Annotated in this window: 15 protein-coding genes; 10 read left to right on the top strand and 5 right to left on the bottom strand. The window is 72.5% G+C overall.

Annotation, left to right across the window (positions count from 1 at the left end; all coding sequences use genetic code 11):
* Positions 1–35: 35 nt before the first annotated feature.
* Positions 36–1,679, top strand: a complete 1,644-nt coding sequence (locus ACFYXC_RS30215) for a DNA repair helicase XPB (RefSeq protein ID WP_388913096.1) — start codon at positions 36–38, stop codon at positions 1,677–1,679.
* Between the two features lie 6 nt (positions 1,680–1,685).
* Here ACFYXC_RS30215 and ACFYXC_RS30220 read toward each other — a convergent pair whose 3' ends face one another.
* Positions 1,686–1,874, bottom strand: coding sequence for a hypothetical protein (locus tag ACFYXC_RS30220; RefSeq protein ID WP_388913093.1), 189 nt, complete (start codon positions 1,872–1,874; stop codon positions 1,686–1,688).
* Between the two features lie 345 nt (positions 1,875–2,219).
* Here ACFYXC_RS30220 and ACFYXC_RS30225 point away from each other — a divergent pair, with 345 nt between their 5' ends.
* Positions 2,220–4,307, top strand: a complete 2,088-nt coding sequence (locus tag ACFYXC_RS30225) for a HelD family protein (protein ID WP_389555273.1) — start codon at positions 2,220–2,222, stop codon at positions 4,305–4,307.
* 354 nt (positions 4,308–4,661) lie between these two features.
* Here ACFYXC_RS30225 and ACFYXC_RS30230 read toward each other — a convergent pair whose 3' ends face one another.
* Complete coding sequence (locus tag ACFYXC_RS30230) at positions 4,662–5,369, bottom strand: copper homeostasis protein CutC (RefSeq protein ID WP_389555158.1); 708 nt, start codon at positions 5,367–5,369, stop codon at positions 4,662–4,664.
* Between the two features lie 182 nt (positions 5,370–5,551).
* On the opposite strand from ACFYXC_RS30230, the gene ACFYXC_RS30235 reads away from it, so the two are divergent.
* From ACFYXC_RS30235 to ACFYXC_RS30255, 5 genes are all read left to right on the top strand, one after another.
* Complete coding sequence (locus tag ACFYXC_RS30235; protein WP_389555160.1) at positions 5,552–6,415, top strand: helix-turn-helix domain-containing protein; 864 nt, start codon at positions 5,552–5,554, stop codon at positions 6,413–6,415.
* Positions 6,375–6,581: a DUF397 domain-containing protein gene (locus ACFYXC_RS30240; RefSeq protein WP_389555162.1), complete on the top strand. Its 207-nt coding sequence runs from the start codon at positions 6,375–6,377 to the stop codon at positions 6,579–6,581. Before ACFYXC_RS30235 ends, ACFYXC_RS30240 begins: the two co-directional genes overlap by 41 nt.
* Positions 6,582–6,653: 72 nt before the next feature.
* Positions 6,654–7,322, top strand: coding sequence for a hypothetical protein (locus ACFYXC_RS30245; protein WP_389555164.1), 669 nt, complete (start codon positions 6,654–6,656; stop codon positions 7,320–7,322).
* Positions 7,323–7,436: 114 nt separating this feature from the next.
* Positions 7,437–8,750 carry a Cmx/CmrA family chloramphenicol efflux MFS transporter gene (locus tag ACFYXC_RS30250; protein ID WP_389555275.1) on the top strand — a complete coding sequence of 438 codons (1,314 nt, stop codon included), beginning with the start codon at positions 7,437–7,439 and terminating at the stop codon, positions 8,748–8,750.
* Positions 8,751–8,768: 18 nt separating this feature from the next.
* The gene (locus ACFYXC_RS30255) at positions 8,769–9,848 is read left to right on the top strand and encodes a GNAT family N-acetyltransferase (protein WP_389555165.1); all 1,080 of its coding nucleotides are present in this window, start codon (positions 8,769–8,771) and stop codon (positions 9,846–9,848) included.
* Here ACFYXC_RS30255 and ACFYXC_RS30260 read toward each other — a convergent pair.
* Both ACFYXC_RS30260 and ACFYXC_RS30265 read right to left on the bottom strand, forming a co-directional pair.
* Positions 9,837–10,112 (bottom strand): DUF4031 domain-containing protein, encoded by a 276-nt coding sequence (locus ACFYXC_RS30260; RefSeq protein WP_388913076.1) that lies wholly within the window; start codon positions 10,110–10,112, stop codon positions 9,837–9,839. The genes ACFYXC_RS30255 and ACFYXC_RS30260 overlap by 12 nt on opposite strands.
* The gene (locus ACFYXC_RS30265) at positions 10,109–10,519 is read right to left on the bottom strand and encodes a hypothetical protein (RefSeq protein ID WP_388913073.1); all 411 of its coding nucleotides are present in this window, start codon (positions 10,517–10,519) and stop codon (positions 10,109–10,111) included. Before ACFYXC_RS30265 ends, ACFYXC_RS30260 begins: the two co-directional genes overlap by 4 nt.
* Positions 10,520–11,011: 492 nt before the next feature.
* On the opposite strand from ACFYXC_RS30265, the gene ACFYXC_RS30270 reads away from it, so the two are divergent.
* The 3 genes from ACFYXC_RS30270 to ACFYXC_RS30280 all read left to right on the top strand — a co-directional run bounded on the left by ACFYXC_RS30270 (position 11,012) and on the right by ACFYXC_RS30280 (position 13,766).
* Complete coding sequence (locus ACFYXC_RS30270; protein ID WP_389555167.1) at positions 11,012–11,929, top strand: MurR/RpiR family transcriptional regulator; 918 nt, start codon at positions 11,012–11,014, stop codon at positions 11,927–11,929.
* Between the two features lie 167 nt (positions 11,930–12,096).
* Positions 12,097–13,095, top strand: coding sequence for an N-acetylmuramic acid 6-phosphate etherase (murQ, locus tag ACFYXC_RS30275; RefSeq protein WP_389555168.1), 999 nt, complete (start codon positions 12,097–12,099; stop codon positions 13,093–13,095).
* 71 nt (positions 13,096–13,166) lie between these two features.
* On the top strand, positions 13,167–13,766 hold the full coding sequence (locus tag ACFYXC_RS30280; protein ID WP_389555169.1) for a hypothetical protein: 600 nt from the start codon (positions 13,167–13,169) through the stop codon (positions 13,764–13,766).
* Positions 13,767–13,903: 137 nt separating this feature from the next.
* Here ACFYXC_RS30280 and ACFYXC_RS30285 read toward each other — a convergent pair whose 3' ends face one another.
* Complete coding sequence (locus ACFYXC_RS30285; protein ID WP_388913061.1) at positions 13,904–15,040, bottom strand: NADH:flavin oxidoreductase; 1,137 nt, start codon at positions 15,038–15,040, stop codon at positions 13,904–13,906.
* Positions 15,041–15,275: the final 235 nt, after the last annotated feature.

Genomic DNA, 15,275 nt, shown 5'->3' on the forward strand with positions numbered 1-15,275 from the left:
ACGGCTGTCACGGCTGTGCAGAAGGGGACGCGCGCGTGAATGGTCCACTCATCGTCCAGTCCGACAAGACCCTGCTCCTGGAGGTCGACCACGAGCTGGCGGACGAGTGCCGCCGGGTCATCGCCCCCTTCGCCGAACTGGAGCGCGCGCCCGAGCACATCCACACCTACCGGGTGACGCCGCTCGGGCTGTGGAACGCGCGTGCGGCGGGGCACGACGCCGAGCAGGTCGTGGACGCGCTCGTGCAGTACAGCCGCTATCCGGTGCCGCACGCGCTGCTCGTCGACATCGCGGAGACGATGGGCCGCTACGGCCGCCTCACCTTGAGCAAGCACCCGGCGCACGGGCTCGTCCTGACCACCACCGACCGGCCGGTGCTGGAGGAGATCCTGCGCTCGAAGCGGATCACCCCGCTCGTCGGCAGCCGGCTCGACGCGGACACGGTGGCCGTGCACCCCTCCGAGCGCGGCCAGATCAAGCAGACGCTGCTGAAGCTGGGCTGGCCGGCCGAGGACCTCGCGGGGTACGTGGACGGCGAGGCGCACCCCATCGGGCTCGCCGAGGACGGCTGGTCCCTGCGGCCGTACCAGAAGCAGGCCGTGGAGAACTTCTGGCACGGCGGGTCCGGGGTGGTGGTGCTGCCCTGCGGCGCCGGAAAGACGCTGGTCGGGGCAGGAGCCATGGCCGAGGCGAAGGCCACCACGCTCATCCTCGTCACGAACACCGTCTCGGCCCGGCAGTGGAAGCACGAGCTGGTGAAGCGCACGACGCTGACCGAGGAGGAGATCGGCGAGTACAGCGGTACGCGCAAGGAGATCCGTCCCGTCACCATCGCGACGTACCAGGTGCTGACGACCAGGCGGAAGGGTGTCTACCCGCACCTGGAGCTGTTCGACTCGCGCGACTGGGGCCTGATCGTCTACGACGAGGTGCACCTGCTGCCCGCGCCGGTCTTCAAGTTCACCGCCGACCTCCAGGCGCGCCGCCGGCTCGGTCTGACGGCCACCCTGGTGCGTGAGGACGGCCGCGAGTCGGACGTGTTCTCGCTCATCGGGCCGAAGCGGTTCGACGCGCCCTGGAAGGAGATCGAGGCGCAGGGGTACATCGCGCCGGCCGACTGTGTCGAGGTCAGGGTGAACCTCACGGACTCCGAGCGGCTCGCGTACGCGACCGCGGAGGCGGAGGAGAAGTACCGCTTCTGTGCGACGACGGCGACGAAGCGCAAGGTCACGGAGGCGCTGGTCCGCCGGTTCGCGGGAATGCAGACGCTCGTCATCGGCCAGTACATCGATCAGCTCGACGAACTGGGCGAGCACCTGGACGCGCCGGTCATCAAGGGCGAGACGTCGAACGCCCAGCGCGAGAAGCTGTTCGAGGCGTTCCGGCAGGGGGAGATCAGCGTCCTGGTGGTCTCGAAGGTCGCGAACTTCTCCATCGACCTGCCGGAGGCGACGGTCGCCATCCAGGTCTCGGGCACGTTCGGCTCCCGCCAGGAGGAGGCCCAGCGTCTCGGCCGGGTGCTGCGCCCGAAGGCGGACGGGCACCAGGCCCACTTCTACTCGGTCGTGGCCCGCGACACCATCGACCAGGACTTCGCGGCCCACCGCCAGCGCTTCCTGGCCGAGCAGGGGTACGCGTACCGGATCGTGGACGCGGACGAGCTGCTGGCCGACAACTAGTCGTGCCTACCGGCGGCGTACGCCCGCCTCCTCGCCGTACTCGCCGAGCAGGACCACGCCGAGGGCGGCGCCGGCGAAGACCTTGACGGCGCGCAGGGCGTCGCCGAGCCGGTGGCGGTGACCGCCCGGCAGGGCGGTCGCGCCGGACGGCGGCAGGGGGCGGACGGGGGCCGGGGTGAACGTCGCAGTGCTCATGTATCCATGGTGGAACCCGGCGGCTCCACTTCCATCGGCCTGCGGGCCGAACCTCTGTCGTCTCCGTGTACGACTTCGGGGCGACGTCTACCCCGTAGGTAGGGGGACGGCGTCCCCTAGGGGGATCAGGGGCGCGCGCCGACGGTGCCGACGGGCGTACGGGAAAAAACGGTTGGCCCCGGCCGCCCCCGGTCGCCTAGGATCTCCGCTCTTGCCCGCCTCCCGTCGTGGAGCGCCGCCGCCCGGACGGAAACCGGTCGGCCCACCGCCACTCAGCAGGGCCCGCGCGGCCCCGCAGCTCAGGCCCCGGAGGCAACACCCGTGTCCACCCCGCCCGACTCCGCCATGCCGTCCGCCGTGCCGTCCACCACGTCCGGCCCGGGTCCGTCAGGGGCCGCCCGCCCCGACGACCCGCTCTCCCGCGAGCGAGCCCATCTCGCGGACTCCCGTGCCGCGCTGCGTTCGATGCGGGAGGACGTCCAGTCCCTCGACATCCGGGACGTCACCGCGAACTGGGTCAACGCGGAGGTTCTGACCCGCCAGATCGACGACCGCATCAAGTCCCTCGCCGACCTGTCCCACACCCCGCTGTTCTTCGGCCGCCTCGACTACCTGCACTCCCCCGGTGCCGAGCGGGCGGAGGGCGCGCACGGGGAACGCTTCTACATCGGCCGCCGGCACGTGCACGACGCGAGCGGCGACCCGATGGTGATCGACTGGCGTGCCCCGGTCTCGCAGCCGTTCTACCGGGCCTCCCGGAAGAGCCCGATGGACATCGCGCTGCGCCGCCGCTTCGGTTACACGGGCGGCGACCTCACCGCGTACGAGGACGAGCATCTCTCCGACCCCGCCGAGGCGGCCGCCACCAGCAAGCTCCTCCAGCAGGAGATCGAGCGCCCGCGCGTGGGCCCGATGCGGGACATCGTGGCGACGATCCAGCCGGAGCAGGACGAGATCGTACGGTCCGGTCTGGGCGGCACGGTCTGTGTGCAGGGGGGTCCTGGCACCGGCAAGACGGCGGTCGGTCTGCACCGGGTCGCGTACCTGCTGTACGCCCACCGCGACCGGCTCGCCCGGACCGGCACCCTCGTCATCGGGCCGAACGCGTCCTTCCTGCACTACATCGAGCAGGTGCTGCCCGCGCTGGGCGAGCTGGAGGTCAGGCAGGCCACGGTCGACGACCTGGTCGCGCACGTGGAGGTACGGGGCACGGACGGGGCCCCGGCCGCCGTCATCAAGGGCGACGCGCGGATGGCCGAGGTGCTGCGCCGGGCCGTCCGCGCGCACGTGACGCCGCCTGCCGAGCCCGTGGTGGTGGTGCGCGGCTCGCGGCGCTGGCGCGTACCGGCGTACGAACTGACGGACATCGTGCAGGAGTTGCTGGACCGGGACATCCGGTACGGCGCCGCCCGTGAGGCCCTGCCGCAGCGCATCGCGCACGCCGTGCTGGTGCAGATGGAGCGGTCGGGCGAGGCGCCGGACGACCGGGTGCAGGACGCGGTGGCCCGCAATCCCGCCGTGAAGGCGGCGGTGAAGGCGATCTGGCCGCCGGTGGACCCGGCGAAACTGGTCTTCCGCCTCCTGTCCGACGCGGAGTTCCTGTCCCGGCACGCCGAGGGCGTCCTGACGGAGGAGGAGCAGGACACGATCCGCTGGGCGAAGCCCGTACGGTCCGCGAAGTCCGCCAAGTGGTCGGCGGCGGACGCGGTGTTGATCGACGAGGCGACCGATCTCGTCCAGCGCACGCACTCGCTCGGGCACGTGGTGCTCGACGAGGCGCAGGATCTGTCGCCCATGCAGTACCGGGCGGTGGGGCGGCGCTGCACGACCGGTTCGGCGACGGTGCTCGGTGACCTGGCGCAGGGTACGACGCCGTGGGCGACGCGGAGTTGGGAGGAGGCGCTGGCCCACCTGGGCAAGCCGGAGGCGGTCGTGGAGGAGCTGACGGCGGGCTTCCGCGTCCCGACGGACGTGATCACGTACGCGTCGCGGCTCCTCCCGCACATCGCGCCGGGTCTCGCGCCGGTGGCGTCGGTGCGGGAGAACCCGGGCTTCTTCGAGGTCCGTGCGGCGGGCTCCGCCGGGGAAGTGGTGGCGGCGTGCAGGGAGTTGCTCGCGCACGAGGGGTCGGTGGGGCTGATCGCGGCGGACGCGCGCGTGCCGGTGCTCGCGGCGGCCCTCGCGGAGGCGGGCCTGCCGTACCTCGCCCCGGGCGAGGAGACGACACTCGCGGCGCGGCTCACACTGGTGCCGGCGTCGCTCGCCAAGGGGTTGGAGTACGACTACGTGGTCCTGGACGAACCGGGGGCGGTCGTCTCCGGCGAACCGGACGAGCGGACGGGGCTGCGGCGGCTGTACGTCGCCCTGACCCGGGCGGTCTCGGGCCTGATCGTGACTCACGCGGACGCCTTGCCGGCGCAGCTGACGCAGTAGCCCTGTGGCCCTCGGGCCCCGCTTGACGACGTGCGTCACCTGCGGCCCGGCGGGGGCCAGTCGCGCAGTTCCCCGCGCCCCCAAAAGGGGCTGCGCCCCATCCCACCCCGCCCCAAAGGGGCGCGGGGAACTGCGCGACCAGCCACAACACACCCGCACCCCACGCCAAACCCCGCCACCCCCACCCCCAAGGGGCGCGAGGAACTGCGCAACCAGCCACAACGCACCCGCACCCCACGTCAAACCTCACCCACCACCCCCAAGGGGCGCGGGGAACTGCGCGACCGGCCACGACGCACCCGCACCCGACACCGCACCCCCGCCATCCCAGGGGCGCGGCCGGCGCGGGTGTCGTCAGGGCGCGGGCCGGGAGGGCGCGTCCAGCGCCGCCCGCCACACCCCAACGGCCTCCGCGGAGACCGCCCCCGCCCAACCCCCCGGCCGCGCCGCCCCACCGATGTGAAACGCGTCCACCCCCGCCGCGCACAGAACCGGCACATGGCCGAGGCGCAGACCGCCACCGACCAGCAGCTGCGCCTCGTACCCGGGCTCACCCCGCCGCCCCGCCTCCGCGAGCAGCGTCGGCAACCCCTCGTCCACCCCACCCGCCGCGCCCGCGGTGAGGTACGTGTCCAGACCGGGGAGGTCGGACAGCCGCTTGCGCAGGGCGTCCCGGTCGGCCGCACGGTCGATCGCCCGGTGGAACGTCCAACGGCAGCCGTCCAGTTCGCCGAGCACCGACTCGACCGCGGCCAGATCGGGCTCCCCGGCCTGGTCCAGGAACCCCAGCACGAACTCGTCCGCCCCGGCGGCCCGCAAGTCCCGCGCCGCCCGGACGAGCGCCCGTACGTCCCCGGCCGCGAACCCGTCGGCCAGCCGCAGCATCACGCGCAACGGGATGCCGACGGCGGCCCGGATCCCGGCGAAGACCTCGACCGGCGGGGTCAGCCCGTCGGCGGCCATGTCGGTGACCAGTTCCAGCCGGTCCGCGCCACCGGCCTCGGCGGCGACCGCGTCCTCGACGTCGAGGGCGATCACCTCCAGGACTGCACGCTTGCTCATAGGACCTCTTCCCTCGGGCGGCTACAGATGGGCGGCTATAGGTCTAGTCCAATAGTCAGCCTACGCGCCCCACGACGTAGATCAACGGATATCACCATTCGCGCACGCTCCGTCACCGTGCGCATCTACCCTCGTTCCTGGCGACGTCCGACAACGCCAGCCGCGCGAGAGGGAGTTGTGCCATGCCCCAGCCCAAGCGACTCGACCCTTCCCCGTCCCCCCGCGAGCTGTACGGCGCGGAACTGCGCCACCAGCGCGAGGGGGCGGGCCTGTCCCAGGAGGACCTGGGCGCCCGCATGTTCGTCAGCGGCTCGTTCGTCGGCCAACTGGAGGCCGGCATCCGCCGTATGCAACCGGAGTACGCGCACCTGGCCGACGAGATCCTGCAGACGGACGGGTTCTTCGTACGCAACCTGGCCGGGGCGATGACCTCGCCCTACGAGCACCACTTCGCGGACGTGGTCGAGTTCGAGGGCCTGGCCCGGTCGATCAAGGACTGGGCGCCGGACCTGGTTCCGGGGCTGCTCCAGACCGAGGCGTACACGCGGGCGGTCATCCGGGCGTACGACACGGTCGTGGCGGACGACGTCGTCGAGGGACGGATGGCGTCCCGGCAGGCTCGCGCGCGCATCTTCGACGACCCGGCGAGACCCCGCTACTGGGTGATCCTGGACGAGGTCGTCGTACGACGTCCGGTGGGCGGCCCGCACGCCATGGCCGAGCAGCTCCGCCACATCGCCGGACTGGTCCACCGCCATCGCATCATCGCCCAGGTGCTGCCCCTCTCGGAGGGCGCGCACGCCGGTCTTGACGGCCTCTTCAAGCTGATGACCTTCGAGGACGCCCCGCCCCTCGCGTACGTCCAAGGAGCCGAGACCGGGCGCCTGTTGGACGATCCGGCGGTGGTCACCCGCTGCACGCTCACCTACGATCTGCTCGGGGCCGCGGCCTTGTCGCCCGCCGCGTCCCTGGCTCTCGTCGAGCAGGCGGCCGAGGAGTACGAGCATGCGTACGGTGCCCGATCTGAGGACCGCGACCTGGCGTAGGAGCAGCCACAGCGGCGGAACGGCCAACGAGTGTGTGGAGGTCTGCGCCGGCCTCCCCGGACTCGTCCCCGTCCGCGACAGCAAGAACCCCGCCGGAGGTGTGCTGATGTTCGGCGCCGCCGCCTGGTCGTCCTTCATCGCCTCGGCTGCCGGACGCGACCGCTAGCCAAGAGACGAAGCACGACAGAAGCCGGCCGCCAGGCCGCAGGCCGCAGGCCGCAGGCGGACAATGGTCGGCATGGCCGACCTCGACGCCCTGCGCACCCGTTGGTCCCACGCGCTCCACCGGAGCCGTGGGACGGACACCTCCAGCCCCTCCTCCCCAGGCGCCTCCCCCGACCCCATCCCCTACGCCGACGACCTCCTCGCCCGCTGGTCCGAGCCCCGGCGCCGCTACCACACCCTCGACCACCTCACGGCCGTGCTGGACCACGTCGACGTGCTGGAGGACGCCGCCGACGACCCGGATCTGGTGCGGCTGGCCGCGTGGTTCCACGACGCCGTCTACCTTCCCGACCGCTCCGAGAACGAGGAGCGCTCGGCCCGGCTCGCCGAGCGCGCGCTCCCCGAGGCCGGCCTCTCCGCCGCCGCCACGGCCGAGGTCGCCCGTCTCGTCCGGCTGACGGTCACCCACGCGCCGGCCGACGACGACCCGAACGGGCAGGTCCTGTGCGACGCCGATCTGGCGATCCTCGCCTCGCCCGCCGACGCGTACACCGCCTACACCGCGGCGGTCCGTGAGGAGTACGCCTTCGTACCCCCGGACGCCTTCCGCGCGGGCCGTGCCGCGATCCTCCGTCAGCTCCTGGACCTGCCCCGCCTCTTCCACACCCCGTACGGCACGAAGGAGTGGGAGGACCCGGCCCGCCGCAACCTGACGGACGAGCTGACCCTGTTGACGAGCTGAACCCCGCCGGATGGAATGGCATGTCCCCCGTCAAGGTTGGCACCCGACATGCCCGTCCCCACGCGCAAGAACACCAGCGACAACACCGGCACCGGCATCCGTACCCCTGTCCGTATGCCCCTGGCCGTCTACATCCTCGGGCTCTCCGTCTTCGCGCTGGGCACCAGCGAGTTCATGCTCTCCGGCCTGCTGCCGGCGGTCGCGGACGACATGAACGTGTCCATCCCGCGTGCGGGCCTGCTGATATCCGCCTTCGCGGTCGGCATGGTCGTCGGCGCGCCCCTGCTGGCCGTGGCGACGCTGCGGCTGCCCCGCCGTACCACCCTCGTCGCGCTCATCACGGTCTTCGGACTCGGCCAGATCGCGGGCGCCCTCGCCCCGAACTACGCCGTGCTCTTCGCGTCCCGGGTCGTCAGCGCGCTCGCGTGCGCCGGGTTCTGGGCGGTCGGCGCGGCCGTCGCCGTCGCCATGGTCCCGGTGAACGCCCGCGCCCGCGCGCTCGCCGTGATGATCGGCGGTCTGTCGATCGCGAACGTCCTCGGTGTCCCGGCGGGCGCCTTCCTCGGCGAGAGCCTGGGCTGGCGCTCGGCGTTCTGGGCGGTCGGCGGCGCCTCCGCGATCGCGCTCGCCGGGGTGGCCACGCTCATCCCCCGTATCCCGCTGCCCGACGAGAGGCCACGCCTCAGGAACGAGCTGGGGATCTACCGCGACCGGCAGGTCTGGCTGACCATCTCGCTGATCGCGTTCTCCGCGGGCGGTGTCTTCTGCGCGTTCAGCTACCTCGCCCCGCTGCTCACGGACGTGGCCGGGCTGGACGAGGGCTGGGTACCCGCCGTGCTCGCCCTGTTCGGGATCGGCGCGCTCATCGGGACGGCGATCGGCGGCCGGATCGCGGACGCCCACCTCTTCGGGGTGCTGCTCTCCGGTATCGCGGCCTCGACGGTCCTGCTCGTGACGCTCGCCCTGCTCGCGCAGTACGCCGTCGCGGCAGCCGCCCTCGCCTTCCTCCTCGGCGTCTCCGCCTTCTACACCGCCCCGGCCCTCAACGCCCGGCTGTTCGACGTCGCGGCCGCCGCCCCCACCCTGGCCGCCGCCACGACCACGGCCGCCTTCAACCTCGGCAACACCGGCGGCCCCTGGATCGGTGGCGCCACCATCGACGCGGGACTCGGTTTCGCCTCCCCGGCCTGGGCCGGAGCGGCCCTGACCGTCGGGGCGGGCGTACTGACCGCGGTCTCGCTGCGCCTGCACCGGCGCGGGTCGCCGTCGCGGGTGGTCACCGGAGCCGTGACCGTGACCAAGCCCCCGCCCCGCGCCGCGGAGGACAGAACAGCGGAGGACAGAACAGCGGAGGACAGAACAGCGGAGGACAGAACGGCGGCGGGCAGAACGGCGGAGGACAAAACCATGGGCCGTTCCACGAACTGATCATCTATCCTCACCGGCATGCGAGCCATGGGTGGGGACCAGGTGGAAGAGGCGGTCTCGGGTGCGGTGGCAGTCCTGCGGGGCGCGACCGACCGGGACTGGGGCGTCAGGGCGGGGCGCCTGGAGTGGAGTTGCCGCAGGACCGCCGAGCACATCGCCTCCGACCTCGTCTCGTACGCCGGCCAGTTGGCGGGCCGCCCCACCGACCGCTACGTACCGTTCGACATCAGCTTCGACGAGTGCGAGGGCCCCGAGGACGTCCTGCAGGTCGTCGAGGCGACCGGCGCCCTGCTCGCGGCCGCCGTGCGCACCACCCCGCGAGAGGTCAGGGCCTACCACCCGTACCCCTTCCGCAGCGCCGACCGCGAGGGCTTCGCCGCGATGGGCGTCACGGAGGTACTGGTGCACACACACGACGTGGCCGAGGGCCTCGGCATCGCGTACGAGCCGCCTGCCGCGCTCTGTGCCGACGTGCTGACCCGGATCTTCCCGCACGTCCGCCCGGAACCGGGCCCCGACCACTGGCGGACCCTGCTGTGGGCCACCGGCCGTGGTGAACTGCCCGGCCGCGCACCCCTGACCAGCTGGCAGTGGAACAACAACCTCGTCGTCCCGGCCGAACGCCTCACCCTCCAGGGCGTCACCCCCGCCGCGGCGGCCGACCTGCGCGCGGGTGGCACCGGGGGCTTCGAGTGGATCGCGGGCGGCCCGTTCCAGGGCACCCGGGACGCGGCGGGCATGGTCGTCAAGGCGTACGAGGCCGGGGTGCACCACCCCGAGTGGGGCATGTTCGTCCTGGTCCGGCGCGAGGACGGGCGGGCGGTCGGGGGCATGGGCTTCCACGGCGCCCCGAACGAGGAGGGCCGCGCCGAGGTGGGCTACGACCTGGCGGAGTCGGCCCGCGGCAACGGTTACGCGACCGAGGCCCTGCGTGCCCTGTCGGCCTGGGCCCTGGCGCGCGAGGACCTCACGTACCTGTTCGCGACGGTGGACCGCGCCAACGCCCCGTCCCAGGGCGTGATCTCCCGCGTGGGCTTCACCCGGGTGGGCACGGCGGGCGACGACGGCGAGCAGTACGCGTACGAGCTACGCGGCTGAGCCCGGCCGTCCCTTGGGCCTGCGCAGCCCGGCCGCGTGCAGGATGCGTACGACCTCGCGGCTGCGCACCCGCACGGCGCCGGCCCGCACGGCGTCCTCGTAGCGGTGCGAGGGGATGTCGTAGTGATCGCGCTCGAAGGCACGGGCCGGGGCGCCCAGGCGACGGGCGAACTCATGAAGCTCGTCGTACGACACGTCACTCACCAGGTGGGACCACATGCGGCCGTGCCCGGGCCAGTCGGGCGGATCGATGTAGACGGTCATCCGCCGGACCCGCCCATGGCCGCGTCGAGCGCACCCACCGGGGCGACGCTCACGCCGGCCTTGTGGCACACCCAGTGCGGGTCGGGCCCCAACTCCGGTGCCACGTCGAGGGCGTGCGGCTCGCCGTCACCGCAGACGGGACACAGCGGCCAGCGCCCGTACTTCTCCAGCAGCGCGTCCTGCACGTCCTGCGCGACCAGCCCCGCCACGTACTCGACACCCTCGGGCCACTGCTCCACCCACCATCGCCGCTGTACGACGGACTCCTCGACCATGGAGACGACATCGGCCTCGGCCACCGCCCCCGCGACGAGATCAGCGATCACCAGCGCCCGCGCGGCATGAAGCGCCTGCTCCAGCACACTGACAGGAGGAGGCGAAGAAGCAGAAGAACCAAAAGACGCCATACCCCCATTGTGCGCCACCCCAACCCACCCCCAGAAAGCCCACATCCTCCCAGCCCCACGGCAAACGGCGCAGTCTTCAAAGGGGCGCGGGGAACTGCGCACTCTCTAAGGGTCGCGAGGAACAGCGCAGGCTTCCGGGGGCGCGGGGAACGACGCAGCCTCCTGGGGGGCGCGGGGAACTGCGCAATCTTTAAGGGTCGCGAGGAACGGCGCAGGCTTCCGGGGGCGCGAGGAACGACGCAGCCTCCTGGGGGGCGCGGGGAACAGCGCAATCCTTCAGGGGCGCGAGGAACGACGCAGGCTTCCGGGGGCGCGAGGAACGACGCAGCCTCCTGGGGGCGCGGGGAACGACGCAGGCTTCTAGGGGCGCGGGGAACGGCGCAATCTTTGAGGGGCGCGGGGAACGGCGCGACCAGCCCCCACCAACCCGCACCCCCACCCCACCCCCCAACCCCCTTGACCCTCCCCCCACCCGAAAATATCTTTCAAGACGTGACCCACGAAGTGAAGGAAATTTTCGCGGGCGAAACCCCGCCGGCCCCCGCAGCCCTCGCCGCAAAGGTCCGCACCCTCGCCCCCTCGATGACCCGCTCCATGCAGCGCGTCGCCGAGGCCGTGGCCAACGACCCCGCCGGCTGCGCGGCCCTCACGGTCACCGGCCTCGCGGAGCTGACCGGCACCAGCGAGGCGACAGTCGTCCGCACGGCCCGCCTCCTCGGCTACCCCGGCTACCGGGACCTCCGCCTCGCCCTGGCCGGCCTCGCCGCCCAGCAGCAGTCGGGCCGCGCCCCCGCCGTGACCGCCGACATCGCGGTCGACGACCCGATCGCGGACGTCGTCGCCAAGCTGGCGTACGACGAACAGCAGACGCTCGCCGACACGGCCGCCGCCCTGGACACGGTCCAGCTCGGCACGGCGGTGGGCGCGCTCGCGGCGGCCCGCCGTATCGACGTGTACGGCGTCGGCGCGTCCGGGCTGGTCGCCCAGGACCTCACCCAGAAGCTGCTGCGCATAGGGCTGATAGCGCACGCCCACAACGACCCCCACCTCGCCGTGACCAACGCCGTGCAGTTGCAGGCCAAGGACGTGGCGATCTCGATCACGCACTCCGGGTCGACGGGGGACGTCATCGAGCCGTTGCGGGTCGCGTTCGAGCACGGGGCGACGACGATCGCGATCACGGGACGCCCGGACGGGCCCGTGACGCAGTACGCGGATCACATCCTCACCACCTCCACGGCCCGGGAGAGCGAGCTGCGGCCGGCGGCGATGTCGTCACGGACGAGTCAACTGCTGGTGGTGGACTGCCTGTTCATCGGGGTCGCGCAACGGACGTACGAGACGGCGGCGCCGGCGCTGTCGGCGTCGTACGAGGCACTGGCCCACCGCCACCGGAGCACTCCGCGGTAGCGGTTCGGCCGCGGACCGGTGGGACCGGTCACGCCGGTCCCCCGCGCCCTGAGAACTCCCGCCCTCGTACCTCCCGCCCCCGAGAAGCCCAGAACCCAAGAGCCCAAGAACCCGAGCAGGCACACGCCTCCGCCCCGGACGCTCCGTACGAGAAAGAGCCGCCGTACATGACCTCAAGCGCCGACGCCGCCGACGCCCCCGCGCACACGTCGCCCTCCGCCCCTACCTCGTCCTCCTCGTCCTCAGGCCACCGTGACGTGCGGGCCGAGTTGGAGGGCCTGACCACCGAGGCGTTCCGTCCCGAGCACGCGGACATCGACCGGCTGCCCACGCTGGACATCGCCCGGCTCATGAACGGCGAGGACGCCACGGTGCCCACCGCGGTCGCCGCGCAGCTGCCGAGCATCGCCGCCGCCATCGACGCCATCGCCGAGCGGATGGCGAAGGGCGGGCGGCTCGTCTACGCGGGCGCCGGCACCGCCGGACGGCTCGGCGTGCTGGACGCGTCGGAGTGCCCGCCGACGTTCAACACGGATCCGGCCGAGGTCGTCGGACTGATCGCGGGCGGTCCGCCCGCGATGACGACCTCCGTCGAGGGCGCGGAGGACTCCGCCGAACTGGCCGTCGAGGACCTGTCCGCGCTGGACCTGACGGCGGACGACGTGGTCGTCGGCGTCTCCGCCTCCGGTCGCACCCCGTACGCGATCGGGGCCGTCGAACACGCCCGGGCGCTGGGCGCCCTCACCGTCGGTCTGTCCTGCAACGCGGGCAGCGCGCTGGCGGCCGCGGCGGACCACGGCATCGAGGTCGTGGTGGGCCCCGAACTGCTCACGGGCTCGACCCGCCTCAAGGCGGGCACCGCGCAGAAGCTCGTCCTCAACATGCTGTCGACGATCACGATGATCCGCCTGGGCAAGACCTACGGGAACCTGATGGTCGACGTACGCGCCTCGAACGAGAAACTGCGGGCCCGCTCCCGCCGCATCGTCGCGCTCGCCACGGGCGCCTCCGACGAGGAGATCGAGACGGCCCTGTCCGCGACGGACGGCGAGGTGAAGAACGCGATCCTCACCATCCTCGGCGGCGTGGACGCCCGTGCAGCCGCCCATCTCCTCAAACAGGCCAACGGCCACCTGCGCACAGCCCTGGCGGCGACGCACGGCTGACCAGCGCGCCCCGCACACTGTCAGAGGGACGTGCGAGGCTGGGGCAGTCAAAGGGAAGGGACGCCGAAACCGTGAACCACGCGCAATTGACCGCTCTGGGCAGAGCCCTCCGCGTGCTCGGGGAGCACGGAGACGCCCTGTCCCCCGAGACGCCGGACGCCAAGCTCCACGAGGTGAAGGCCGACCTGAAGCGCGCCCTCGACCTCCTGGAGGAGACCGTCACCACGGCGGCCCCCACCACCCGCTGCGCGGAGCACCCCACGGGGCCGGTCGACAAGGACGCCACCGACCTGTGCCTGCTCTGTGAGACCCGCCGCCGTCTCGCCCGCCGCTCGAAGGTGAACGACTCGTTCCAGGACTCCTTCCCGCAGGGCCGTCCGTCCGCCCCGGACGGCAGCGGGGAGCGTACGACGTCCCGCTACGGCGTCCGCGGCGACCGCCCCACACCTCAGCAGCGCTGGCTCCCCGAGATGTGGACCGGCCAGACCTGGCAGCTCTGCGGCACGCCCCGCCGTGACAAGCAGGAGGCCGAGCTGTATCTCGCCGCGCAGCGCCGCGGCCCGCGCCCGAGCATGGCCTACCGCCTGGTCCACGAGTTCACGGACTACGAGGTGCTGCGCATCTGGGGCACCCCGGTGAAGACCGACATCGAACCAATGGGCAACCTCTAGGCCCTGCCCGACAGGGGCGCGGGGAACTGCGCGGCCAGCCCCCACCGTCCCGCACCCACCCACCGAACCCGCACCGGACCCCACCGCCCCATAACCACCGGCCCCGCACGGGACCCCCACCGGCCCCGCAATCAGCTTCAGCTCAGCGAGCGCAGCGACTCCGCATTGAAGGGGGCCAGTTCGTCGAACCGTCCCGCCAGGACCTTCGTCGCCCACTGCGGGTCCTGGAGCAGCGCGCGGCCGACGGCGATCAGGTCGAACTCCTCGTTCTCCAGGCGGTCGAGCAGGTCGTCGATGCCCTTGACCGGGGCGCCCTCACCGCGGAAACCCTTCAGGAAGTCGCCGTCGAGGCCGACCGACCCGACCGTGATGACGGGCTTCCCGGTGAGCTTCTTCGTCCAGCCGGCCAGGTTCAGGCCGGAGCCGTCGAACTCCGGCAGCCAGTAGCGGCGCGTCGACGCGTGGAAGGCGTCCACGCCGGCCGAGGCGAGAGGCGCCAGCAGGGCCTCCAGCTCCGCCGGGGTCTCCGCCAGGCGCGCCTTGTAGACGTCCTGCTTCCACTGCGAGTAGCGGAAGATGACGGGGAAGGCCGGCGAGACGGCTGCCCGCACCGCGGCCACGATCTCCGCCGCGAACTTCGTACGGGCCACGAGGTCACCGCCGTACGCGTCCGTACGCCGGTTCGTGCCAGCCCACAGGAACTGGTCGAGCAGGTAGCCGTGCGCGCCGTGCAGTTCGACCCCGTCGAAGCCGATGCGCTCGGCGGCGGCCGCGGCCTCGGCGAAGGCCCGGACGACGTCGTCCAGGTCGGCCTGGGTCATCTCCTTGCCCTGGCCCGCGGTGCCGTCGAGGCGCAGCCCGGACGGACCGACCGCGGGCGCGTCGGCGAACGGCGGCTCACCCGCGGAGCGGACCATGCCGATGTGCCAGAGCTGCGGCACGATCGTCCCGCCCGCCGCGTGCACCGCCTCGGCGACCTTCGCCCACCCGGCGAGCTGCTCCTCCCCGTGGAAGCGCGGGATCCGGTCGCTCTGCCCGGCGGACTCGTGGCCCACGTAGGTGCCCTCGGTGACGATCAGACCGACCCCGGCGGCGGCGCGGCGCGCGTAGTACGAGACCACGTCGTCCCCCGGGATGCCGCCCGGCGAGAACGCCCGGGTCATCGGCGCCATGACGATGCGGTTCGGCACGGTCAGTCCGTTGAGGTCGACGGGCCGGGAGAGGAGTTCGGCCGCGCGGGAGGCGGAAGCGGAGACGGAGGTGTCGACAGTCACGTAGAGGCTCCTCGTGGGGTGGAGTGTTCGGTCGGTGAAGCGGTCCAGCCGGTGAAGCGGTCGGTCGGCGGAGCCATGTGCCCGTACGCGCATCCCATTGGGTATGTGCATACGCATGGACCCCACCCGGCAACAACCGCCCCGGCGCCCGACGCATTCCGCCGACCCGCCGCACACCGCAGTGACCCCGGACACGCCGAAGGGCGGCACCCCTGGAACGGGGTACCGCCCTCCT

The organism is Streptomyces sp. NPDC002701 (assembly GCF_042889045.1).
Classification (GTDB): Bacteria; Actinomycetota; Actinomycetes; order Streptomycetales; family Streptomycetaceae; genus Streptomyces.

What these genes read in the sequence shown, in the direction of transcription:
- ACFYXC_RS30235 (WP_389555160.1), top strand. Translation starts at nt 5,552, where the DNA reads ATGCCCCAGCCCAAGCGACTCGACCCTTCCCCGTCCCCCCGCGAGCTG.
- ACFYXC_RS30250 (WP_389555275.1), top strand. Translation starts at nt 7,437, where the DNA reads ATGCCCCTGGCCGTCTACATCCTCGGGCTCTCCGTCTTCGCGCTGGGC.
- ACFYXC_RS30245 (WP_389555164.1), top strand. Translation starts at nt 6,654, where the DNA reads ATGGCCGACCTCGACGCCCTGCGCACCCGTTGGTCCCACGCGCTCCAC.
- ACFYXC_RS30265 (WP_388913073.1), bottom strand. Translation starts at nt 10,519, where the DNA reads ATGGCGTCTTTTGGTTCTTCTGCTTCTTCGCCTCCTCCTGTCAGTGTG.
- ACFYXC_RS30230 (WP_389555158.1), bottom strand. Translation starts at nt 5,369, where the DNA reads ATGAGCAAGCGTGCAGTCCTGGAGGTGATCGCCCTCGACGTCGAGGAC.
- ACFYXC_RS30220 (WP_388913093.1), bottom strand. Translation starts at nt 1,874, where the DNA reads ATGAGCACTGCGACGTTCACCCCGGCCCCCGTCCGCCCCCTGCCGCCG.
- ACFYXC_RS30240 (WP_389555162.1), top strand. Translation starts at nt 6,375, where the DNA reads ATGCGTACGGTGCCCGATCTGAGGACCGCGACCTGGCGTAGGAGCAGC.
- ACFYXC_RS30260 (WP_388913076.1), bottom strand. Translation starts at nt 10,112, where the DNA reads ATGACCGTCTACATCGATCCGCCCGACTGGCCCGGGCACGGCCGCATG.
- ACFYXC_RS30255 (WP_389555165.1), top strand. Translation starts at nt 8,769, where the DNA reads ATGCGAGCCATGGGTGGGGACCAGGTGGAAGAGGCGGTCTCGGGTGCG.
- murQ (WP_389555168.1), top strand. Translation starts at nt 12,097, where the DNA reads ATGACCTCAAGCGCCGACGCCGCCGACGCCCCCGCGCACACGTCGCCC.
- ACFYXC_RS30225 (WP_389555273.1), top strand. Translation starts at nt 2,220, where the DNA reads ATGCCGTCCGCCGTGCCGTCCACCACGTCCGGCCCGGGTCCGTCAGGG.